The sequence below is a fragment of the Escherichia sp. WS3063 genome, from assembly GCF_046486595.1.
GTDB classification, from domain to species: domain Bacteria; phylum Pseudomonadota; class Gammaproteobacteria; order Enterobacterales; family Enterobacteriaceae; genus Escherichia; species Escherichia coli.
Genome location: NZ_JBJQKY010000003.1, coordinates 93,160 through 117,209, shown reverse-complemented (window position 1 = coordinate 117,209; position 24,050 = coordinate 93,160). Strand labels below are relative to the sequence as shown.

The 24,050-nt window shown below is 50.3% G+C and carries 15 protein-coding genes and 1 pseudogene; 8 read left to right on the top strand and 8 right to left on the bottom strand.

From position 1 onward, the window contains the following. Positions 1–17: 17 nt before the first annotated feature. Together ubiG and ACJHYW_RS03955 are read right to left on the bottom strand one after the other, a co-directional pair. The gene (ubiG, locus tag ACJHYW_RS03960; protein ID WP_001091059.1) at positions 18–740 is read right to left on the bottom strand and encodes a bifunctional 2-polyprenyl-6-hydroxyphenol methylase/3-demethylubiquinol 3-O-methyltransferase UbiG; all 723 of its coding nucleotides are present in this window, start codon (positions 738–740) and stop codon (positions 18–20) included. Positions 741–817: 77 nt separating this feature from the next. Continuing rightward, a pseudogene (locus ACJHYW_RS03955) lies at positions 818–1,560 on the bottom strand (GntR family transcriptional regulator). Between the two features lie 193 nt (positions 1,561–1,753). Between ACJHYW_RS03955 and ACJHYW_RS03950 the strand changes: the two are divergent. The 8 genes from ACJHYW_RS03950 to ACJHYW_RS03915 all read left to right on the top strand — a co-directional run bounded on the left by ACJHYW_RS03950 (position 1,754) and on the right by ACJHYW_RS03915 (position 16,701). After that, complete coding sequence (locus ACJHYW_RS03950; RefSeq protein ID WP_000098090.1) at positions 1,754–3,082, top strand: MFS transporter; 1,329 nt, start codon at positions 1,754–1,756, stop codon at positions 3,080–3,082. A gap of 12 nt (positions 3,083–3,094) precedes the next feature. Beyond that, a complete protein-coding gene (locus tag ACJHYW_RS03945) occupies positions 3,095–4,297 on the top strand; it encodes a mandelate racemase/muconate lactonizing enzyme family protein (protein WP_001571680.1) in 1,203 nt (400 codons plus the stop codon). 350 nt (positions 4,298–4,647) lie between these two features. After that, the gene (gene gyrA, locus ACJHYW_RS03940) at positions 4,648–7,275 is read left to right on the top strand and encodes a DNA topoisomerase (ATP-hydrolyzing) subunit A (protein WP_061092622.1); all 2,628 of its coding nucleotides are present in this window, start codon (positions 4,648–4,650) and stop codon (positions 7,273–7,275) included. 148 nt (positions 7,276–7,423) lie between these two features. Further along, the gene (locus tag ACJHYW_RS03935; protein ID WP_000012312.1) at positions 7,424–9,112 is read left to right on the top strand and encodes a DUF2138 domain-containing protein; all 1,689 of its coding nucleotides are present in this window, start codon (positions 7,424–7,426) and stop codon (positions 9,110–9,112) included. Beyond that, positions 9,109–9,732 (top strand): DUF1175 domain-containing protein, encoded by a 624-nt coding sequence (locus ACJHYW_RS03930; protein WP_001322734.1) that lies wholly within the window; start codon positions 9,109–9,111, stop codon positions 9,730–9,732. Before ACJHYW_RS03935 ends, ACJHYW_RS03930 begins: the two co-directional genes overlap by 4 nt. A gap of 23 nt (positions 9,733–9,755) precedes the next feature. Next, entirely contained in the window at positions 9,756–14,270 is a 4,515-nt protein-coding gene (locus ACJHYW_RS03925) for an alpha-2-macroglobulin family protein (protein WP_000536572.1), read from the top strand. Further along, positions 14,271–15,920 (top strand): YfaQ family protein, encoded by a 1,650-nt coding sequence (locus ACJHYW_RS03920; protein ID WP_001104562.1) that lies wholly within the window; start codon positions 14,271–14,273, stop codon positions 15,918–15,920. Between the two features lie 4 nt (positions 15,921–15,924). Then, positions 15,925–16,701 (top strand): YfaP family protein, encoded by a 777-nt coding sequence (locus ACJHYW_RS03915; RefSeq protein WP_001225850.1) that lies wholly within the window; start codon positions 15,925–15,927, stop codon positions 16,699–16,701. 73 nt (positions 16,702–16,774) lie between these two features. Here the strand turns inward: ACJHYW_RS03915 and atoB are convergent, their stop codons facing one another. From atoB to atoS, 6 genes are all read right to left on the bottom strand, one after another. Beyond that, positions 16,775–17,959 carry an acetyl-CoA acetyltransferase gene (gene atoB, locus ACJHYW_RS03910; protein ID WP_000786532.1) on the bottom strand — a complete coding sequence of 395 codons (1,185 nt, stop codon included), beginning with the start codon at positions 17,957–17,959 and terminating at the stop codon, positions 16,775–16,777. A 30-nt stretch (positions 17,960–17,989) separates the two neighbouring features. Continuing rightward, entirely contained in the window at positions 17,990–19,312 is a 1,323-nt protein-coding gene (locus tag ACJHYW_RS03905; RefSeq protein WP_000580278.1) for a TIGR00366 family protein, read from the bottom strand. Further along, positions 19,309–19,959, bottom strand: a complete 651-nt coding sequence (gene atoA, locus ACJHYW_RS03900) for an acetate CoA-transferase subunit beta (protein ID WP_000339055.1) — start codon at positions 19,957–19,959, stop codon at positions 19,309–19,311. Before atoA ends, ACJHYW_RS03905 begins: the two co-directional genes overlap by 4 nt. Continuing rightward, positions 19,959–20,621 carry an acetate CoA-transferase subunit alpha gene (gene atoD, locus ACJHYW_RS03895; RefSeq protein WP_000850538.1) on the bottom strand — a complete coding sequence of 221 codons (663 nt, stop codon included), beginning with the start codon at positions 20,619–20,621 and terminating at the stop codon, positions 19,959–19,961. Before atoD ends, atoA begins: the two co-directional genes overlap by 1 nt. A 195-nt stretch (positions 20,622–20,816) precedes the next feature. Then, positions 20,817–22,202, bottom strand: coding sequence for an acetoacetate metabolism transcriptional regulator AtoC (atoC, locus tag ACJHYW_RS03890; RefSeq protein ID WP_000125298.1), 1,386 nt, complete (start codon positions 22,200–22,202; stop codon positions 20,817–20,819). Continuing rightward, the gene (gene atoS / locus ACJHYW_RS03885; protein WP_001361611.1) at positions 22,199–24,025 is read right to left on the bottom strand and encodes a two-component system sensor histidine kinase AtoS; all 1,827 of its coding nucleotides are present in this window, start codon (positions 24,023–24,025) and stop codon (positions 22,199–22,201) included. Before atoS ends, atoC begins: the two co-directional genes overlap by 4 nt. Positions 24,026–24,050 lie beyond the last annotated feature (25 nt).

The following is a 24,050-nucleotide window of genomic DNA, read 5'->3' as shown; positions in this document are numbered from 1 at the left end:
TTATCCGGCTAACAATTTTATTTATTCTGCGTGTGCAGCATATAGTTCACATCCACGCCGGGGCCGAGCTTAAAGGAATTAGTGATCGGGTTGTAATGCAGCCCAGTCATATGCCGCTCTTTAAGGCTTGTCTGATCCACCCAGCCCAGCAATTCTGCCGGTTTAATAAACTTCTTCACATCATGTGTACCTTTAGGCACCATGCGCAAAATATATTCTGCGCCGACTACCGCCATCAGCCATGACTTGCCGTTGCGGTTAAGCGTCGAGAAAAAGACATCGCCGCCCGGTTTCACCAGTTGCGCACAGGCTCTGACCACTGACTGCGGATCGGGGACGTGCTCCAGCATCTCCATGCAGGTCACCACGTCATACTGCCCGGCATGTTTTGCCGCGTGCTCTTCCACGGTTTCCTGCACGTACTCTACCTGAATGCCACTTTCCAGCGCGTGCAACTTTGCCACCTGCAATGGCTCAAAGCCCATATCCAGACCGGTCACCGTCGCGCCTTCGCGCGCCATACTCTCGGCCAGAATGCCGCCGCCACAACCGACATCGAGCACCTTTTTGCCAAATAAACCGCCAGCACGCTCGGCAATATAGCCCAGACGCAGCGGGTTAATGCGGTGCAGCGGTTTGAACTCACCTTCAAGATCCCACCAGCGGGAGGCGACAGCTTCAAATTTAGCGATCTCTTCGTGGTCTACGTTATTGTTTTTAAGGAGATTTTCAGTGTTCATTGTTACATAAGAGTCTATAAAGGTTGTCGGGCAGTATAGCAGGTGAAAAGTGCCAGTGTTATAAACTCATTCACATTTTACTGTGTAGATAACGAGAGAATTTTACGTGCACGCTCGGTAAATCCACTACTTACGTGATGAGTAATAAAATTACAAACACCTTCAACGTTATTATTTTTTAGCATATCTAAAATAGTAGCATGGCCACGATTTGAATTGGTGATATATTCCGTAGTGAAATCCAGTCGATAACGAATAGCAAGTAAACGTGCGGATATCAATTGGTGTGCCTGAGAGATGTATTTATTATCAGCGTATTTAACAAACACATAATGAAAATCATGATCCAGTTTAAGATAAGCCTGAGTATCGCGCTCGGCATTAATTTTTGCTGATTTTGATAGTATACTATTTAGTTCAATGATGACATTGTTTGCATTCTTTTCCATTGCTTCACTAATTGCTCCCTGCTCCAGAATTACTCTCATTTTTATGAGGTCATTAATATCTTTATCTGTTACGGAAAAAACGAATGTTCCGCTGCGTGGAATGATATTGATCAGATTTTCATTGTGACTAAGTAAAATAAAAGCTTCACGAATAGGTGTTTTACTTACCGCCAGAATATTCGAAAGTTCATTTTCACTTATCGGTTGCCCAAGACTGAGATCGCCATGAATTATCATATCCCTGATTTTTTCTTTGATGACCTGTGTTACGGATTTTGGTATCTCAATTGATATGTGACTTAAGTCACGTTTCGCTTTATCTCTCATTCCTTTGCCCCTTATTAAGCTGCTGGTCCATTATATGTAATCATTTTATCAATGAAGGTATCTAATATATCAGATATGACAAAAATGATATATCTTATTGTTGTAGCTTAGTGTTTCAATCAATGATCAAGCTGATATATCAGATATAACACATCACCTTTTGAACTGGATTATTTTTTACGTAATATCCACTTCGGGCAGTACTCTTATTCATTGAACCACAAAAGGTGAAACAAAATGAGCAGTCCTCAGAAAGATTTGTATGACGCCATTTCTATTGTGAAAAGGAAGATTATTCCGTTAGCATTTATTCTGTATTTTTTTAACTATATGGATCGTGTTAACATCGGATTTGCCGCTTTACGCATGAATGAATCCCTTGGTATTACACCAGAGGATTTTGCTAATATATCTTCAATATTTTTTGTGTCCTATTTGATTTTTCAAATTCCGAGCAGTATTGGATTGCAAAAGTTAGGTGCAAGAAAATGGATTAGCGCCATTATTGTTGGTTGGGGAACAGTAACAACGTTAATTTTCTTTGCCAAAGACACCCAGCATATATTGCTCGCTCGGGTCTTTTTGGGAATATTTGAAGCGGGGTTTTTCCCTGGCATGGTTTACTACCTGGCATGTTGGTTCCCGGCGCGTGAACGTGGAAAAGTGAATAGCTTTTTTATGTTATCAATCGCAGTTGCATCTGTGCTGGCGGCACCAATGTCTGGTTGGATTATTGAACATATGAATACCGGTAACTATGAAGGATGGCGCTGGCTTTTTGCTATTGAAGGCATTCCTACGGTGTTATTGGGGGCGCTGACCTTTTATTTACTGCCAGATCGTCCGGAAAAAGCCCGCTGGCTTACACCATCGCAAGTCACCGCATTGGTCGATAAACTTAATTCTGATAACGAAAAAGCCGCAGCATTAAATAAAAATACAAATGCATCTTTTCTGTCAATCATTAAAAATCCAGTATTACTACAACTCTCATTTGCTTATATGTTTATTCAGGCAGCGGCGTTGGCGGCAAATTACTGGTTACCGGGGTTGGTTAAAGGATTTTCATCGGATTTCACAGATACCGATGTCGGTTTGATTATGAGTATTCCGTTTATTTTCGCGATGTTCAGTATGCCATTATGGGGATGGCATTCCGATAAAAAGAATGAAAGGAAATGGCATGCCGCACTACCGATGTTGGTTGCAGGTTGCGGTTTTTTAATGATCGCACTTGTACCTTCGATGACGCTGCGCATGATGGGATTAACATTATACGGTGTAGGCATTCTCAGTTATTACGGTCCGTACTGGGCTTTACCCTCAGCTTTACTTTCACCATCAGGCCTGGCAATCAGTATTGCGTTTATTAACTCTTGTTCAAGTTTGGGTGGTTTTCTGATCAATAAATCACTTGGCTATGTTTCTACACATTATGGAGCCACGGGGATATTTATTGTTGAGGCGATTCTTTGCTTTATCGCCGTAGCTATTTTGTTATCAATGAAAATTGATAATAAAAAAGATAACGCCCAGAAAGACAATGTTATTTCACATGCTAAATAAATGAGGTTATTTATGAAGATTACATCTGTAGAAATTTTTGACTGCGAACTCAAAAAAAGAGATCAAACTATGGCCTCTTATAATCCAGTACTTATTCGGGTTAATACCGATGCTGGAATAAGTGGTGTTGGCGAAGTAGGATTAGCCTATGGTGCAGGTGCAAAATCTGGTGTTGGTATTATCAGAGATTTAGCCCCTCTCATCATTGGTGAAGATCCGTTGAACATTGAGAAGATTTGGGAATTCCTCTTCAGGAAAACATTTTGGGGAATGGGCGGTGGTAATGTTTTTTACGCAGGTATGAGCGCTATTGATATTGCCTTATGGGATATTAAAGGTAAATATTTAAACGTGCCGGTTTATCAACTACTGGGGGGAAAGACTAACGATAAATTGAGAACTTACGCCAGTCAGTTACAATTTGGTTGGGGCGAAAAAAGGCAAATATTAGTAACGCCTGAAGAGTATGCAGAGGCAGCGCGTGCCGCTATTGCAGAAGGTTATAATGCGATAAAAGTTGATCCGCTTGAAATCGATCTGCATGGCGGCGATTGTGTCTTTCAGAACAAAAATAGAAATTACTCTGGCTTATTACTGGCCGAACAATTAAAAATGGGCGAGGCAAGAATTGCCGCTATGCGTGAAGCAATGGGCGACGATGCTGATATTATTGTAGAGATTCATTCTCTTCTAGGAACAAATTCAGCGATCCAGTTTGCCAAAGCAATAGAGAAATATCGTATTTTTCTCTATGAGGAGCCAATTCATCCATTAAATTCGGATAATATGCAGAAAGTTGCCCGTTCAACATCGATTCCGATAGCAACAGGTGAGCGTTCTTATACTCGCTGGGGATATCGTGATTTACTGGAAAAACAATCAATTGCGGTAGCTCAACCTGATTTGTGTCTTTGTGGTGGCATTACAGAGGGAAAGAAAATTTGTGATTATGCCAATATATATGACACAACCGTTCAGGTACATGTTTGTGGCGGGCCTGTTTCAACAGTAGCGGCGCTGCATATGGAAACTGCAATACCTAACTTTATTATTCATGAACATCATACCAATGCGATGAAAGCATGTATTCGGGAACTTTGTACTTACGATTATCAACCCGAGAATGGCTATTATGTCGCGCCAGAGTTGCCTGGGCTTGGTCAGGAATTAAATGATGAAATCGTACAACAATATCTTGCCTATGTGATCAAATAACGGCGATTTATATACTCTAAATAATTCGAGTTGCAGGAAGGCGACAAGCGAGTGAATCCCCAGGAGCTTACATAAGTAAGTGACTGGGGTGAGCGAACGCAGACGCAGCACATGCAACTTGAAGTATGACGAGTATAGCCATTATTTCTGGTGTTTATTGAGGCACAGGAAGCGTGTTGCGGTCTTTGTTCCTTTGTCGTTCACCGCCAGCGCGATGTGTGCTGGCGGTGGGGTAAAACGCAGTAGATCTACAGCGCCCGGAAGCCTGCATTACGTTTACCCGTCCGCAAGCGATTGTGTTATAATCTCCGACCTTTGAATCCGGGATACAGTAGAGGGATAGCGGTTAGATGAGCGACCTTGCGAGAGAAATTACACCGGTCAACATTGAGGAAGAGCTGAAGAGCTCCTATCTGGATTATGCGATGTCGGTCATTGTTGGCCGTGCGCTGCCAGATGTCCGAGATGGCCTGAAGCCGGTACACCGTCGCGTACTTTACGCCATGAACGTACTAGGCAATGACTGGAACAAAGCCTATAAAAAATCTGCCCGTGTCGTTGGTGACGTAATCGGTAAATACCATCCCCATGGTGACTTGGCGGTTTATTACACGATCGTCCGTATGGCGCAGCCATTCTCGCTGCGTTACATGCTGGTAGACGGTCAGGGTAACTTCGGTTCCATCGACGGCGACTCTGCGGCGGCAATGCGTTATACGGAAATCCGTCTGGCGAAAATTGCCCATGAACTGATGGCCGATCTCGAAAAAGAGACGGTCGATTTCGTTGATAACTATGACGGCACGGAAAAAATTCCGGACGTCATGCCAACCAAAATTCCTAACCTGCTGGTGAACGGTTCTTCCGGTATCGCCGTAGGTATGGCAACCAACATCCCGCCGCACAACCTGACGGAAGTCATCAACGGTTGTCTGGCGTATATCGATGATGAAGACATCAGCATTGAAGGGCTGATGGAACACATCCCGGGGCCGGACTTCCCGACGGCGGCAATCATTAACGGTCGTCGCGGTATTGAAGAAGCTTACCGTACCGGTCGTGGCAAGGTATATATCCGCGCCCGTGCCGAAGTGGAAGTTGACGCCAAAACCGGACGTGAAACCATTATCGTCCATGAAATTCCGTATCAGGTGAACAAAGCGCGCCTGATCGAGAAGATTGCGGAACTGGTAAAAGAAAAACGCGTGGAAGGTATCAGCGCGCTGCGTGACGAGTCTGACAAAGACGGTATGCGCATCGTGATTGAAGTGAAACGCGATGCGGTCGGTGAAGTGGTGCTCAACAACCTCTACTCCCAGACCCAGTTGCAGGTTTCTTTCGGTATCAACATGGTGGCATTGCACCATGGTCAGCCGAAGATTATGAACCTGAAAGATATCATCGCGGCGTTTGTTCGTCACCGCCGTGAAGTGGTGACCCGTCGTACTATTTTCGAACTGCGTAAAGCTCGCGATCGTGCTCATATCCTTGAAGCATTAGCCGTGGCGCTGGCGAACATCGACCCGATCATCGAACTGATCCGTCATGCGCCGACGCCTGCAGAAGCGAAAACGGCGCTGGTTGCTAATCCGTGGCAGCTGGGCAACGTTGCCGCGATGCTGGAACGTGCGGGCGATGATGCTGCGCGTCCGGAATGGCTGGAGCCAGAGTTCGGCGTGCGTGACGGTCTGTACTACCTGACCGAACAGCAAGCTCAGGCAATTCTGGATCTGCGTCTGCAGAAACTGACCGGCCTTGAGCACGAAAAACTGCTCGATGAATACAAAGAGCTGCTGGATCAGATCGCGGAACTGTTGCGTATTCTTGGTAGCGCCGATCGTCTGATGGAAGTGATCCGCGAAGAGCTGGAGCTGGTTCGTGAACAGTTCGGTGACAAACGTCGTACTGAAATCACCGCCAACAGCGCAGACATCAACCTGGAAGATCTGATCACACAGGAAGATGTGGTCGTGACGCTCTCTCACCAGGGCTACGTTAAATATCAGCCGCTTTCTGAATACGAAGCGCAGCGTCGTGGCGGGAAAGGTAAATCTGCCGCACGTATTAAAGAAGAAGACTTTATCGACCGACTGCTGGTGGCGAATACCCACGACCATATTCTGTGCTTCTCCAGCCGTGGTCGCGTCTATTCGATGAAGGTCTACCAGTTGCCAGAAGCTACTCGTGGCGCGCGCGGTCGTCCGATCGTCAACCTGCTGCCGCTGGAGCAGGACGAACGTATCACCGCGATCCTGCCGGTGACCGAGTTTGAAGAAGGCGTGAAAGTCTTCATGGCCACCGCTAACGGGACCGTGAAGAAAACCGTCCTCACCGAATTCAACCGTCTGCGTACCGCCGGTAAAGTGGCGATCAAACTGGTTGATGGCGATGAGCTGATCGGCGTTGACCTGACCAGCGGCGAAGACGAAGTAATGCTGTTCTCCGCCGAAGGTAAAGTGGTGCGCTTTAAAGAGTCTTCTGTCCGTGCGATGGGCTGCAACACCACCGGTGTTCGCGGTATTCGTTTAGGCGAAGGCGATAAAGTTGTCTCTCTGATCGTGCCTCGTGGCGATGGTGCAATCCTCACCGCAACGCAGAACGGTTATGGTAAACGTACCGCGGTGGCGGAATACCCAACCAAGTCGCGTGCGACGAAAGGGGTTATCTCCATCAAGGTTACCGAACGTAACGGTTTAGTGGTTGGCGCGGTGCAGGTAGATGACTGCGACCAGATCATGATGATCACCGATGCCGGTACGCTGGTACGTACTCGCGTTTCGGAAATCAGCATCGTGGGCCGTAACACCCAGGGCGTGATCCTCATTCGTACTGCGGAAGATGAAAACGTAGTGGGTCTGCAACGTGTTGCTGAACCGGTTGACGAGGAAGATCTGGATACCATCGACGGCAGTGCCGCGGAAGGGGACGATGAAATCGTTCCGGAAGTGGACGTTGACGACGAGCCAGAAGAAGAATAATTTTACTTCTTCATGCCAAAAGGGAGCTATCTCCCTTGTTTGAATTGAAAAGTCCAGGCTGCAAAGCTTGGGCTTTTGTCGTATTAGGGCGCAGTAAAGTTTGGCTGTGCCCGTAAAAAATGGCTGGCTATACACAAGGAATGTGGCAATGAGTGGTGAAAAAAAGGCGAAAGGCTGGCGGTTCTATGGTCTTGTAGGTTTTGGCGCAATAGCCCTGCTTTCCGCTGGCGTCTGGGCGTTGCAATATGCTGGCAGTGGGCCAGAAAAAACGTTGTCGCCTCTGGTGGTGCACAACAATCTGCAAATCGATCTCAATGAGCCGGACCTCTTTCTCGACAGCGACTCTCTGAGCCAGCTTCCCAAAGATCTCCTTACCATTCCGTTTCTCCACGATGTTCTGAGCGAAGATTTCGTTTTCTATTATCAGAATCATGCTGATCGTCTGGGTATTGAAGGCAGCATTCGCCGCATTGTCTATGAACACGATCTCACGCTGAAAGATAAGCTCTTTTCGTCACTCTTAGATCAGCCCGCGCAGGCGGCGTTGTGGCACGATAAACAAGGCCATCTTTCACATTATATGGTGCTGATCCAGCGCAGTGGTTTAAGCAAGCTGCTGGAGCCATTGCTGTTTGCCGCTACCAGCGACAGCCAGTTAAGTAAAACGGAAATCAGTAGTATTAAGCTAAATAGTGAAACCATCCCGGTTTATCAGTTGCGCTATAACGGCAATAACGCCCTGATGTTCGCAACTTATCAGGACAAGATGCTGGTGTTTTCCAGCACGGACATGCTGTTTAAAGATGACCAGCAGGATACCGAAGCCGCGGCAATCGCAAGTGATTTGTTAAGTGGTAAGAAACGCTGGGAAACCAGTTTTGGTCTGGAAGAGCGTACTGCCGAAAAAACGCCAGTACGCCAGCGCATCGTGGTCAGTGCAAATTTGCTGGGTTTTGGCTACCAGCGATTAATGCCTTCTTTTGCTGGTGTGCGCTTCGAAATGAGCAACGACGGCTGGCACAGTTTTCTGGCGTTAAATGATGAATCCGCAAGCGTAGATGCCAGTTTCGATTTTACGCCGGTATGGAACAGTATGCCTGCAGGGGCCAGCTTCTGTGTGGCGGTGCCTTATTCACATGGTATTGCTGAAGAGATGCTTTCCCACATCAGCCAGGAAAACGACAAGCTCAACGGGGCGTTAGACGGTGGCGCGGGGCTGTGCTGGTATGAAGATTCAAAATTGCAAACTCCGCTGTTTGTCGGTCAGTTTGATGGTTCTGCCGAACAAGTGCAATTGCCAGGAAAACTGTTTACGCAAAATATTGGTGCGCACGAAAGCAAAGCGCCAGAAGGTGTTTTGCCGGTAAACCAGACTCAGCAGGGCGAAGCGCAAATCTGGCGTCGCGAAGTGAGTTCCCGATACGGCCAGTATCCGAAAGCGCAGGCGGCGCAACCCGATCAATTAATGTCGGATTATTTTTTCCGCGTGTCGCTGGCGATGCAAAACAAAACGCTGCTTTTCTCCCTCGATGACACGCTGGTTAATAACGCGCTGCAAACACTGAATAAAACCCGCCCGGCAATGGTGGATGTGATACCCACTGACGGCATCGTTCCGCTCTATATCAATCCACAAGGCGTGGCGAAACTGCTGCGTAACGAAACGCTGACCAGTTTGCCGAAGAATCTCGAACCGGTTTTTTATAATGCCGCACAAACTTTATTAATGCCGAAGCTGGACGCTTTATCTCAACAACCGCGTTATGTCATGAAGCTGGCACAGATGGAACCCGGTGCCGCCTGGCAGTGGCTACCCATAACCTGGCAGCCGCTATGAGGCACGGACTGCTGGCGCTGATTTGCTGGCTGTGTTGTGTTGTTGCCCATAGCGAAATGCTGAATGTCGAACAATCCGGGCTGTTTCGCGCGTGGTTTGTACGCATTGCACAGGAACAGCTCCGCCAGGGGCCAAGTCCGCGCTGGTATCAGCAGGATTGTGCGGGCCTGGTGCGATTTTCGGCGAACGAGGCGCTGAAAATTCACGACAGCAAATGGCTAAAAAGTAACGGTATAGCAAGTCAATATTTGCCGCCTGAAATGACGCTAACACCTGAACAGCGTCAACTGGCGCAAAACTGGAATCAGGGGAACGGAAAAACTGGCCCCTATGTGACCGCGATTAATTTGATTCAGTACAACAGCCAATTTATTGGCCAGGACATAAACCAGGCGCTGCCTGGCGATATGATTTTTTTCGATCAGGGCGATGCCCAGCACTTAATGGTTTGGATGGGGCGTTACGTCATCTACCACACCGGAAGCGCCACGAAAACTGACAACGGAATGCGCGCAGTCAGTCTGCAACAACTTATGACATGGAAGGACACCCGATGGATACCCAACGATTCCAATCCCAATTTCATTGGCATTTATCGTTTAAATTTTCTGGCGCGATAGCAGCGTGCTTTTGCCTGTCTCTTGTGGGAACAGGGCTTGCTAATGCTGATGATTCGCTTCCTTCCAGTAACTATGCGCCGCCCGCCGGGGGAACATTCTTTTTGCTCGCTGACAGCAGTTTTAGCAGCAGTGAAGAGGCGAAAGTGCGACTGGAAGCGCCGGGGCGTGATTATCGACGCTATCAGATGGAAGAGTACGGTGGCGTGGACGTTCGCCTGTATCGTATTCCTGACCCGATGGCATTTTTGCGCCAGCAGAAAAACCTGCATCGCATTGTGGTGCAACCGCAATATCTGGGCGACGGGCTAAACAATACGCTGACCTGGCTGTGGGATAACTGGTACGGCAAATCTCGCCGTGTAATGCAGCGTACTTTCTCTTCTCAGTCACGGCAGAATGTGACTCAGGCGTTACCCGAATTACAGCTCGGTAATGCCATTGTTAAACCTTCCCGTTATGTACAGAACAGCCAGTTTTCACCGCTGAAAAAATATCCACTGGTGGAACAATTCCGTTATCCACTATGGCAGGCTAAACCGGTCGAGCCGCAGCAAGGGGTAAAACTGGAAGGCGCATCCAACAATTTCATCTCGCCGCAGCCGGGTAACATTTATATTCCTCTCGGCAAACAAGAGCCGGGATTGTACCTCGTCGAGGCGATGATAGGTGGGTATCGGGCGACGACGGTGGTGTTTGTTTCCGATACCGTGGCGCTTAGCAAAGTGTCAGGTAACGAGCTTCTGGTGTGGACCGCAGGTAAAATACAGGGTGAAGCGAAGCCGGGATCAGAGATCCTGTGGACTGACGGTCTTGGCGTGATGACACGCGGGGTGACCGATGACAGCGGTACCTTGCAGTTACAACATATATCGCCGGAACGCTCATACATTCTGGGTAAAGATGCGGAAGGCGGCGTTTTTGTCTCCGAGAACTTCTTCTACGAAAGTGAAATCTACAACACCCGCTTGTATATCTTTACCGATCGCCCGCTATATCGCGCAGGCGATCGTGTCGATGTTAAAGTGATGGGCCGCGAGTTCCACGATCCGTTGCATTCATCCCCCATCGTCAGCGCACCGGCGAAGCTTTCGGTGCTGGACGCCAACGGCAGTCTGTTGCAAACCGTCAATGTCACGCTGGATGCGCGTAATGGCGGGCAGGGGAGTTTCCGCCTGCCAGAAAATGCCGTCGCCGGAGGTTATGAGTTGCGTCTTGCTTACCGCAATCAGGTCTATAGCAGTAGTTTTCGCGTGGCAAACTACATCAAGCCACATTTCGAGATTGGCTTAGCTCTCGACAAAAAAGAGTTCAAAACTGGCGAAGCGGTCAGCGGCAAACTGCAACTGCTCTACCCGGATGGTGAGCCGGTAAAAGATGCCCGTGTGCAGTTAAGTTTGCGCGCTCAGCAATTATCAATGGTCGGTAACGATTTGCGTTATGCCGGACGTTTTCCCGTGTCGCTGGAAGGCAGTGAAACGGTATCCGACGATAGCGGTCATGTGGCGTTAAATCTCCCCGCCGCTGATAAACCAAGCCGCTATTTGTTAACCGTCTCCGCCAGTGACGGTGCGGCGTATCGTGTCACCACCACCAAAGAGATCCTCATTGAACGTGGACTGGCACATTACTCATTAAGTACTGCCGCACAATACAGTAATAGCGGTGAATCGGTTGTGTTCCGTTATGCCGCGCTGGAATCTTCAAAACAGGTTCCTGTTACGTATGAATGGTTGCGTCTCGAAGACCGCACGAGCCATAGCGGAGAGCTACCGTCAGGCGGCAAATCCTTTACCGTCAATTTCGCTAAACCTGGCAACTACAATCTGACATTACGCGATAAAGACGGCTTAATTCTCGCTGGGTTAAGTCATGCCGTCAGCGGTAAGGGCAGCACGGCGCATACTGGTACGGTAGATATCGTGGCGGATAAAACGCTGTATCAGCCAGGCGAAACTGCGAAGATGCTGATTACCTTTCCGGAGCCAATTGATGAAGCATTATTGACGCTGGAACGCGATCGCGTGGAACAGCAGTCGCTGCTTTCGCATCCGGCAAACTGGCTGACGTTACAACGTTTAAACGATACCCAGTATGAAGCCCGGGTTCCAGTGAGCAATTCCTTTGCGCCTAACATCACTTTTTCGGTGCTGTATACCCGTAACGGTCAGTACAGTTTTCAGAACGCCGGGATCAAAGTTGCCGTTCCTCAGCTGGATATCCGGGTCAAAACGGACAAAACCCATTACCAGCCTGGTGAACTGGTCAATGTCGAATTAACCTCGTTGCTGAAAGGTAAACCTGTTTCTGCGCAGCTAACGGTTGGCGTGGTCGATGAAATGATCTACGCGCTGCAACCGGAAATCGCGCCGAATATCGGCAAATTTTTCTATCCGCTGGGGCGTAACAATGTGCGTACCAGCTCCAGTTTGTCGTTTATCAGCTACGACCAGGCGCTCTCCAGCGAGCCGGTTGCGCCTGGCGCAACTAACCGCAGCGAGCGGCGAGTAAAAATGCTTGAACGTCCACGGCGTGAAGAGGTGGATACCGCGGCATGGATGCCGTCACTCACAACCGATAAACAAGGCAAAGCGTATTTCACGTTCCTGATGCCTGATTCGTTAACCCGCTGGCGTATCACCGCGCGTGGGATGAACGGCGACGGGCTGGTCGGGCAGGGGCGTGCTTATCTGCGTTCGGAAAAAAATCTCTACATGAAGTGGAGTATGCCAACGGTGTATCGCGTGGGCGACAAACCGGCGGCAGGACTGTTTATCTTCAGTCAGCAGGATAACGAACCGGTGGCGCTGGTGACTAAATTTGCAGGCGCTGAGATGCGCCAGACGCTGACGCTGCACAAAGGGGCGAATTATATTTCGCTGACGCAGAATATTCAGCAATCTGGCTTGTTAAGCGCAGAACTGCAACAAAATGGGCAAGTGCAGGACAGCATTAGCACAAAACTGTCTTTTGTGGATAACAGCTGGCCCGTTGAACAGCAGAAAAATGTCATGCTCGGCGGTGGCGATAATGCGCTGATGTTGCCCGAGCAGGCGAGCAATATCCGGCTACAAAGTAGTGAAACGCCGCAGGAGATTTTCCGCAACAATCTTGATGCGTTAGTCGATGAACCGTGGGGTGGGGTGATCAACACCGGTAGCCGTCTGATCCCGCTCAGTCTCGCCTGGCGTTCGCTTGCCGATCATCAAAGTGCCGCCGCTAACGACATTCGTCAGATGATTCAGGATAACCGTCTGCGGCTGATGCAACTGGCGGGGCCCGGAGCGCGCTTTACCTGGTGGGGTGAAGATGGCAATGGTGACGCCTTCCTTACGGCATGGGCATGGTACGCCGACTGGCAGGCCAGCCAGGCGCTCGGCGTAACGCAACAACCGGAATACTGGCAGCATATGCTCGACAGTTATGCCGAGCAGGCAGATAACATGCCGTTATTGCATCGGGCGCTGGTGCTGGCGTGGGCGCAGGAGATGAATCTGCCGTGCAAAACGTTGTTGAAAGGGTTGGATGAAGCTATCGCCCGGCGCGGAACTAAAACTGAAGATTTCTCTGAGGAAGACACCCGCGATATCAATGACAGCCTGATCCTCGATACACCGGAATCTCCACTGGCAGATGCGGTGGCAAACGTCTTAACCATGACGTTGCTGAAAAAAGCGCAGTTGAAGTCCACGGTGATGCCACAGGTTCAGCAATATGCGTGGGATAAAGCGGCAAACAGCAATCAGCCGCTGGCGCACACGGTTGTGCTGCTCAATAGCGGGGGCGACGCTACCCAGGCGGCTGCTATTTTAAGTGGTTTGACCGATGAGCAATCTACTATTGAGCGCGCGCTGGCCATGAACTGGCTGGCGAAATATATGGCGACAATGCCTCCAGTTGTGTTGCCTGCGCCTGCGGGCGCATGGGCCAAACATAAGTTAACTGGAGGGGGCGAATACTGGCGTTGGGTTGGTCAGGGCGTGCCGGACATTCTCTCTTTTGGTGACGAATTATCGCCGCAAAATGTGCAGGTCCGCTGGCGTGAACCGGCAAAAACGGCTCAACAAAGTAACATTCCGGTGACCGTTGAACGCCAGTTGTATCGGCTTATCCCCGGTGAAGAAGAGATGAGCTTTACTCTGCAGTCGGTGACCAGCAATGAGATTGACAGCGATGCGCTGTATTTCGATGAAATTACGCTTACCAGCGAGCAGGATGCCGTTCTGCGCTACGGTCAGGTGGAAGTACCGCTCCCGCCAGGGGCTGACGTTGAGAGGACTACGTGGGGCATTTCGGTCAATAAACCGAACGCTGGAAAACAGCAGGGGCAGTTGCTGGAAAAAGCGCGAAATGAAATGGGCGAACTGGCCTATATGGTGCCGGTGAAAGAACTGACGGGAACGGTCACTTTCCGCCATTTGCTGCGCTTCTCGCAAAAAGGGCAATTCGTTCTGCCTCCTGCTCGTTATGTGCGTTCCTATGCACCTGCACAGCAAAGTGTTGCGGCAGGGAGCGAATGGACCGGGATGCAGGTGAAATAAGTGAACTGGCGCAGAATCGTCTGGCTATTAGCGTTGGTTACTCTGCCAACGCTTGCGGAGGAGACGTCGTTACAACTGGCGCTGCGGGGCGCGCAGCATGACCAACTGTATCAGTTATCGTCGTCAGGCGTGACCAAAGTCTCGGCATTACCTGACACGCTCACCACGCCGTTAGGGAGTTTGTGGAAACTGTATGTTTACGCCTGGCTGGAGGATACCCATCAACCGGAGCAGCCCTACCAGTGTCGCGGAAACTCCCCGGAAGAGGTTTATTGTTGTCAGGCAGGGGAGAGCATAACGCGCGATACCGCGCTGGTACGTTCCTGTGGGCTCTATTTTGCGCCGCAGCGGTTGCATATTGGCGCAGATGTGTGGGGGCAATACTGGCAACAGCGTCAGGCACCTGCGTGGTTAGCGTCTCTTACTACGCTGAAGCCAGAAACCTCGGTAACGGTTAAATCACTGCTTGATTCATTAGCGACGTTACCCGCGCAAAACAAAGCTCAGGAAGTCTTGCTGGATGTGGTGCTGGACGAGGCGAAAATCGGTGTCGCATCTATGCTCGGTAGTCGGGTACGGGTGAAAACCTGGAGCTGGTTTGCCGATAATAAACAGGAAATCCGTCAGGGTGGTTTTGCCGGCTGGTTAACCGATGGTACACCGCTGTGGGTGACTGGCAGTGGCACCAGCAAAACGGTACTGACCCGTTATGCGACGGTGCTTAATCGGGTTTTGCCAGTGCCGACGCAGGTTGCCAGTGGGCAATGTGTAGAGGTGGAACTGTTTGCCCGCTATCCGCTGAAGAAAATCACGGCGGAAAAGAGTACGACGGCAGTAAAACCCGGCGTACTTAATGGGCACTATCGTGTGACGTTTGCCAATGGTAACCACATTACGTTTGTCAGCCACGGTGAGACGACCTTACTGACCGAAAAGGGCAAACTGAAATTGCAGTCGCATCTCGATCGTGAAGAGTATGTTGCCAGAGTTCTGGATCGCGAGGCGAAAAGTACGCCCCCTGAGGCAGCGAAAGCCATGACCGTGGCGATACGCACTTTTTTACAGCAAAACGCCAATCGGGAAGGCGATTGCCTGACCATCCCTGACAGCAGCGCCACACAGCGTGTTTCGGCTTCGCCAGCTACCACGGGGGCGCGAACGATGACCGCCTGGACGCAGGATCTTATCTATGCGGGCGATCCGGTTCATTATCACGGCAGTCGCGCTACCGAAGGGACGCTTTCCTGGCGGCAAGCCACGGCCCAGGCGGGGCAGGGAGAGCGTTACGACCAGATACTCGCGTTTGCTTATCCCGACAACAGCCTTAGCCGCTGGGGAGCGCCACGCTCAACCTGTCAGTTATTACCCAAAGCGAAAGCCTGGCTGGCGAAAAAAATGCCGCAGTGGCGGCGTATATTGCAAGGCGAGACGGGCTACAACGAACCAGACGTGTTTGCGGTCTGTCATTTAGTCTCAGGTTTCCCCTATACCGATCGGCAGCAGAAACGGCTGTTTATTCGTAACTTCTTTACGCTTCAGGATCGGCTCGATTTAACCCATGAGTATCTGCACCTGGCCTTTGATGGTTATCCCACCGGGCTTGATGAGAACTATATCGAAACGCTGACCCGACAATTATTAATGGACTAATGCTATGCGAAAGATTTTTCTTCCGTTGTTACTGGTGGCGCTTTCGCCTGTCGCTCACAGTGAAGGTGTGCAGGAAGTCGAGATTGATGCACCGCTCTCTGGCTGGCATCCGGCAGAGGGCGAAGATGCCAGTTTTTCACAATCGATCAATTACCCGGCGTCGTCCGTCAACATGGCAGATGATCAAAATATCTCAGCGCAGATCCGCGGCAAAATAAAGAATTATGCTGCGGCGGGTAAAGTTCAGCAGGGCCGGCTGGTGGTCAACGGTGCCAGTATGCCGCAGAGAATTGAATCCGATGGTTCATTTGCACGCCCTTATATTTTCACGGAAGGCAGCAACAGCGTGCAGGTCATCAGCCCGGATGGGCAAAGCCGGCAAAAAATGCAGTTTTACTCAACGCCGGGTGCTGGAGTGATCCGCGCGCGTTTACGACTGGTTCTCTCGTGGGATACGGACAATACCGACCTCGACCTTCACGTTGTTACGCCCGATGGCGAACACGCCTGGTACGGTAACACCGTGCTGAACAACAGTGGTGCACTGGATATGGATGTCACGACGGGGTACGGCCCCGAGATTTTCGCCATGCCAGCGCCAGTTCACGGGCGCTATCAGGTGTATATCAACTACTATGGCGGACGCAGCGAAACGGAATTAACCACCGCCCAACTGACGCTGATCACCGATGAAGGATCGGTCAATGAGAAACAGGAAACATTTATTGTACCGATGCGTAATGCTGGCGAGCTGACGCTGGTGAAAAGTTTTGACTGGTGATTAATGGGGTTACCTTCGCCGTCGATGTTCAAGAAAACGCCCGATAACTTTCGCTATCGGGTGTTTTTATTGGTTAATTCAACCGTTCAATCACCATCGCAATTCCCTGGCCACCACCAATGCACAGTGTTGCCAGCCCCAGCGTTTTATCGCGTGCCTGCATGGCATGTAATAGTGTGACCAGAATACGAGCACCACTGGCACCGATAGGATGCCCGAGCGCGATGGCCCCGCCGTTGACATTCACTTTCTCAGAATCAAAGCCCAGGGTTTTCCCAACGGCAAGGAACTGTGCGGCAAATGCTTCATTAGCCTCAATGAGATCAATATCCGCCAGTTGCAGCCCCGCCAGTTGTAATGCTTTTTGCGTGGCAGGTACTGGCCCCATACCCATCAATGCGGGGGGCACGCCACCGCTGGCATAACTTTTAATGCGAGCCAGGGGGGTAAGGCCTGCTGCCAGCGCCGCAGATTCTTCCATAATCACCAGAGCGGCAGCACCGTCGTTAATACCAGACGCGTTCCCGGCGGTGACTGTTCCTGCTTTATCGAAGGCCGGGCGCAATGCACCTAACGCTTCAGCCGTTGAATTCGCTTTCGGGAATTCGTCTTGACTGAAGACGAAGGTTTTCTTCCGGGTGACAATATTTACCGGGACGATTTCGGCTGTAAAAGCACCGGACTCAATTGCGGCTGCCGCTTTACGCTGTGAATGTAGCGCCAGTTCATCCTGCATTTCTCGGGTAATTCCGTACTCTTTGGCCACGTTCTCGGCGGTAATCCCCATATGATAACCATGAGTGGCGCACATCAGACCATCGCGCAGGATTACGTCATAAACCTGTCCGTCTCCAAGACGATAACCAGAGCGTGCTTTTGCATCGAGTAAGTAGGGCGCTAAACTCATATTTTCCATACCCCCCGCCACAATGCTCTGCGCCTGACCTGCCTGAATTGCCTGGGCGGCAAGCGCCACACTTTTAAGACCCGAACCACATACTTTGTTGACCGTGAATCCGCACACTGTTTCGGCCAGTCCGCTTTTTAACAGTGCCTGACGCGCCGGATTTTGCCCCAGCCCGGCTTGTAGCACGTTACCCATAATCACTTCATCAACGTGTAGTGAATCGATTTTTGCACGTTCAATGGCGGCTTTAATTACTGTCGCCCCCAGGTCGATGGCGCTGGTGGAAGCGAGTGAACCGTTAAAACTACCGATAGCAGTACGTACCGCACTGACGATGACACAATTTTTCATTTTATATTCCTTCTGTCTGTAGGGTTGCCGTCAGAACAGCGTTAAACCAATGACGAAAATGACGCCGGAGAAGAGCAGGGCAGTGATGCAATAGCCCATGATGTCGCGGACACCGAGTCCGGCGATTGCCAGTGCTGGCAGCGCCCAGAACGGTTGTGCCATGTTCATCCATTGCTCGCCGTAGGCGATCGCCATTACCGATTTACCGAGATCAGCGCCCAGCGCCTGGGCTGCGGGCATCACGAACGGCCCCTGAATAACCCAGTGCCCGCCGCCAGACGGAACGGCGAAGTTAATCAGTGCAGAACTAAAAAAGGTCATGACCGGGAAGGTGTCTTTGTTCGCAACATTGATGAAGAATTCGGTAATGAGTCCGCCCAGACCGGAGTGCTCCATCATCAGTTGGATCCCCGCGTAGAAGGGGAATTGCACCAGAATACCGGCGGTACTGCGTGCTGCCGCGCTGATAGCACGCATATAAGCCATTGGCGTTTTATGTAGCAGCAGACCCGCAATCATAAACATCAGGTTGACGGTATTGATGGTGATGTTGAAGCCATGTTCGCTGAAGTACATCGCCAGGTAAGCGATACCGAGTGCGCCGATGATCAACGTCAGAATACGGCTTTCTTCCAGTCGCTCGGACGGTGGAGCATCTTTCGGTAGTTGCTTTTGAAAATCAGCCTCTTCCATGAGTAGTTTCGGATCGATACTCACCACGTCAGACGGTTTTGGCATCATCATGCGGGTGATAAATGGCATCACCACAATCAACGCCACAGTGATGAAAATATTAAAACCACTGAACAGAGTATCGCCCACCGGGATCAGCCCGGCGATATGCTCAACCGGGTTGCCCGGTGTTGCAGCCAACAGAGGCATTGAGCCAGAGAAACCGCCACCCCAGGTGAGAAAACCAATGTAGGCGCAGGCAATGAGCAACGGATAATCAGAACCGGGTACTCGCCGGGCGACTTCACGGGCGAACATTGCACCGACAACCAAACCAAATCCCCAGTTGATGACACAAGCAACTGAACCGAAGAAAGTAACCAGCATGACGCCCTGTACGGGCGTCTTTGCGGCGGAGGCGGCAGTACGCAGCAAACTTTTCACCGGCGCGGAGCTGGCAAGGGCATGACCGGTAACGATGATAAGCGCCATCTGCATACCAAACGCCAGCAAGTTCCAGAAACCGTCACCCCACATTTTCACCATGCTGATCGGCGTTTGTGGTGTTAACCAAAGCGCGATCACGAATGTTAGCAATGTCAGCAACATGGCAAAGATCAGTGGATCGGGAAGCCACCGGCTGACAAAACGCGTCATAAAACGCGATATGCGACCAATCATAAATCACCCCGTTGCGTATTCAGGTCGGCAGCTACTTCAAACCGAGCTTCTGTTTTGGCACGCACGGTGGCTAAATCACACCCGTCGGCAATTTCGGTGAGCCACATTTTGCCGTCAATAAAACGAAAGACAGCCAGTTCAGTAACCAGCATATGCACCGCATGTTGCGCAGTGAGAGGCATGGTGCAGCGGCGCAAAATTTTTGCTGAACCATCTTTGGCGCAATGTTCCATGGCGATGATCACTTTGCGTGACCCGGTCACCAGATCCATCGCGCCACCCATACCGGGCACCATTTTCCCAGGCACTACCCAGTTCGCGAGGTTTGCTTCTTCGTCTACTTGCAAACCGCCGAGCACGCAGGCATCAATATGACCGCCACGGATTAGCGCAAATGACATGGCGCTATCAAACATGGCTGCGCCGGGTAAAATGCCGCACGGTTGTCCGCCAGCGTTCACCAGATCTGGATGCGCTGTCGTGACCGGGCCTAAACCGAGGAAGCCGTTTTCCGATTGCAGAGTGATATGAATACCCTCCGGTAAATAATTGGCGACCATTGTGGGTAAACCGATCCCTAAGTTAACGATGTCACCATCACGAAGCTCTTGCGCCACACGGCGCGCAATACGTTGTTTCGCATCCATTATTTGCTCTCCTGTGAAACGATGATGTGGTCGATAACGGCACCAGGGGTGACAATATGGTCAGGTTGCAGCTCGCCGGTTTCGACCAGTTCATCTGGCTCTACCAGCGTGATATCAGCCGCAAGGGCTATCAGGGGGTTAAAGTTGCGGGCGCTAAGGTGATAGGTCAGGTTGCCAAGTGTGTCGCAACGATGAGCGCGAATTAGCGCCAGGTCGGCGCGCAGCGGGCGTTCGAGCAGCCAGGTTTTACCGTCGAGTGTCAGTGTCTGTTTGCCTTCCTCTACGACGGTGCCGACACCCGTTGGGGTGAGAAAACCACCAAGTCCAGCTCCGCCACAGCGAATTTGCTCGATTAGCGTACCTTGCGGCACCAGAACGACGTCCATCTCACCAGATATCATGCGCCGACCTGTTTCCGGGTTGGTGCCGATATGTGAAGCAATCACTTTGCGGACTCGACCATTGACGATGAGCGGACCGATGCCGGTATCAACAAACGCGGTATCATTGGCTATCAATGTCAGGTCGCGAACACCAGATTCCAGTAATGCTTCAACCAGGCGGGATGGAGTGCCAATCCCCATAAATCCGCCCACCATGATGGTCATGCCGTCACGAAAGAAGCCGGTGGCGTCTTGTAATGTCATCAATTTTGTTTTCATTTTTTATCCCTCTTGCATACACCGTTGTGGGTACAGTCAGGGAATAGCAAGGAGAGTGCCAGAATGAGATTATTGGGGGTTGTTATTTAACTAATTGAATAGAAAAGGATAAATTAGATGGGGGTTTATAAGGAGAATGAGCGGCTATGCAGAAAATTGCGCACTGTGCAAATTTCTGCATAGCAAGTTTTGGCGTTATACATCCGCCGGATCGATACCGTATTCCTGGAGTTTATACATCAATGCACGGCGACTGATGCCCAGCATTAAAGCAGTGCGGGTTCGGTTTCCTTCTTGTTGTTCCAGCACTTCCATAATGATGCGTTTTTCGACGCGTTTAATTTCCTCTTTTAAATTACGCTCACCGACAGGGGCTGTTTTTGCTTCACCAGCATTACAGACTGGCTGACGAATCTGCGGCGGAAGATCCTCAGAAAAAATGATCGGGCCTGAATTCATCACGACGGCGCGTTCAATAACGTTGGAAAGCTCTCGAATATTTCCCGGCCATGACCAGGCGGTAAGCAGTGACATTGCCATCGGATCGATGTCGATAATATCGCGCTGATTCTCACTACTGAATTTTTGCAAAAAGTGATTAGCTAACAGGGAAATATCTTCCCGGCGATCGCGCAGAGGCGGCAGTATTAAATGAATAACGTTAAGGCGATAAAAGAGATCTTCACGGAAGGTGCCTTCTTTCACCATTGCCTGCAAGTCGCGGTTGGTGGCAGCAATGATGCGGATATCAACTTTTATGGTCTGATGGCCGCCAATCCGTTCAAATTCCCGTTCCTGCAGAATGCGTAGTAATTTGGCTTGCAGTACCAGCGGCATTTCACCAATTTCGTCGAGGAGCAGAGTACCTTCGTTGGCACGTTCAAATAATCCCTGACGCAAGGTTTGTGCACCAGTAAATGCACCTTTTTCATGACCAAACAGTTCACTTTCGAGCAACGATTCCGGCAGTGCCGCGCAGTTGACTTTAATGAACGGCCCCTTTGCCCGCCGCGAATTGTAGTGAATCGCTCTGGCAATCAACTCTTTCCCGGTGCCGCTTTCACCGCTAATCAAGACGCTGGCCTGAGAAAGGGCAATTTTGGCGGTGTCTTTGCAGATGTCCATCATCGCCGGGCTGTTGGTGAGAATGTGCCCCCATTGCCAGCTGGTGCTCAGTGCCTGGTGCAGATGACGGATCTCTTTTTTCATTGACTGGAGTTGTAAAGCGCGCTGAACGATTAAATTCAACTCATCGAGATCAAACGGTTTGATAACATAGTCGAAGGCTCCGCAGCGTAGTGCTTCGACGGCGGTTTCCACTTCAGCATAGGCCGTCATCAGAATAACGGGTGTCCGGGTCTCATTACTGCGCATCTCCTTGAGTGCCTTGATGCCGTCCATCTCTGGCATGCGGATATCCATCAACACCACGTCAGGGTGAATATCAGCAAACAGGTGTAATGCTGTGCGTCCGTTATTCGCACAATGTGTTTCGAAACCTTGTAGTGCAAAAGCGGTGCTCAGCATACGGCGAACATTATCTTCATCATCCACAATAAGGATGCGATTAATAGCAGTCATACAGTCTGATTTCCCTGCGGGTTGATCGGTAAAATAAGCGTGAAGGTTGCGCCGTAGCCCGGCAAACTGGCGACGCGAATATCACCCTGATGGGCATTAATGATGCGTTGACTTAACGCCAGACCAAGCCCGGTTCCTGAGGCTTTGGTGGTGAAAAAGGGATCGAAGATCTTTTTTTGCAGCGAGAGATCAATGCCACAGCCGTTGTCCTCTATCGAAATGGCCTGTTGTGAGTCGCTATACTGCCAGGTTCGAATGCGAATTTTCCCTCGTGCACTGATAGCCTGGACGGCATTGATCAGGATATTCAGTAGTACCTGTTTGAGCAGTTCACGATCGGCGTTAATCGGGCTTAATTCATTATCCAGTTCGCTTATGAAGTCGACCCGCGCTTGTACGCCGGCGGTTTGTACCAGTACCAGAGTTTCTTCAACCAATGCATTGAGGCTGACTTGTTGCCATTGACTGTGGCGTGGACGTGAAAATTCGAGCAATTGCTGAATAACTTTGTTAATTGAATCGATTTCTTTGAGTACTACGGACAGATATTCCTGATGTATTAGGTCGCTGGTTTGTTGGCGCAAGATCTGTACATAACCACGAATAGCCGTTAGCGGATTACGTACTTCATGCGCCACGCCAGCCATCAGCTCACCCAGTGTAGCGAGGCGTTCTGCTTGCGCCATGCGGCGCTGGGTTTCTTTGCGGGCAGTTAAATCAGAGAAAATCACCAAAGCACCTATCATTTCACCGTGCGTGTTATGAATACGACTGGTAGTGACACTGAGTTCAATGGTGCGGTCACGGCCTGGAAAACTGATCTCCAGCGCCACATGTTCGGTGCCATGTTCCAGCGTATCCAGTACTGGACTGTAGAACTGAGTATTGTCGAACAACATGGAGTAAGGCTGCCCTACCAGTTCATGACGTTGATAGCCAGTGATGACTTCTGCTGCCGGGTTCATGGTGGTTACATCACCCTGGCGGTCAATGGCAATGACGCCATCGGCAGCGTTTTCAATAATCAGATCGTTAAGTGTCCGCGTTTCACGCAGTGCCTGGGCGAGGTTGTTAACACTCTGACTGATTTGCCCCATTTCACCGGGCAATTGTGGTAATCGAGTGGGAATATTTTGTGCCAGAGTCGAGAGGCCATCGGTGATGATATCTATATTGGCGCTCAGGCGACGGGAGAAAAGGACAATCAACAGCAGGCTTATCAGCAAACCGGCGGTGAGCACAATGATAATCCTCACATCCATTTTCCAGGCCTGGCGGCGAATATCTTCGGTTAATTCATTGGCCCAGATATAGCCGAGGATTTCACCATTACGCTCAATGGGAATCATTGAATTCAAAATATCGCCGCGCACCTGCCTGCCTGAATAAACCAAAGGGGTATTTGTACGCATGACTTCGCGACCAGGGTGATCTGCGGCAATGGTAACGCCCACATTATTCTGATATAGCGCTGAAGGCGCGTAGGTGATTATCGCATCCAGCGTTTTGTTGTAATAACCAGCGCCGATGCCAGGGAAGGCGTGAGTGATATTTTCGGTAATGGGGGCAAGTTCTGCATTTAATGCGCGGATACGCTCCTCACGTGGTAAGTCGATGTAGAGATCGTAGCGATCGCCTAGTGCCTGATTAAGCAGGTTGACCACGGCAGAAAGTTTTTTCTCTTTTTCAGATAAGACTGCTGAACGTCCTTCCGTTTCTACGATATAACCAATAGTAAGCGTTGGGACAATGACCATCAGGATTGCCATCAGGATCATTTGATTGCGTAAGCGGCGTGGATAAATCCACTTCATATAATGCATGCTGAAATCCACTAGTCTTGTCCGG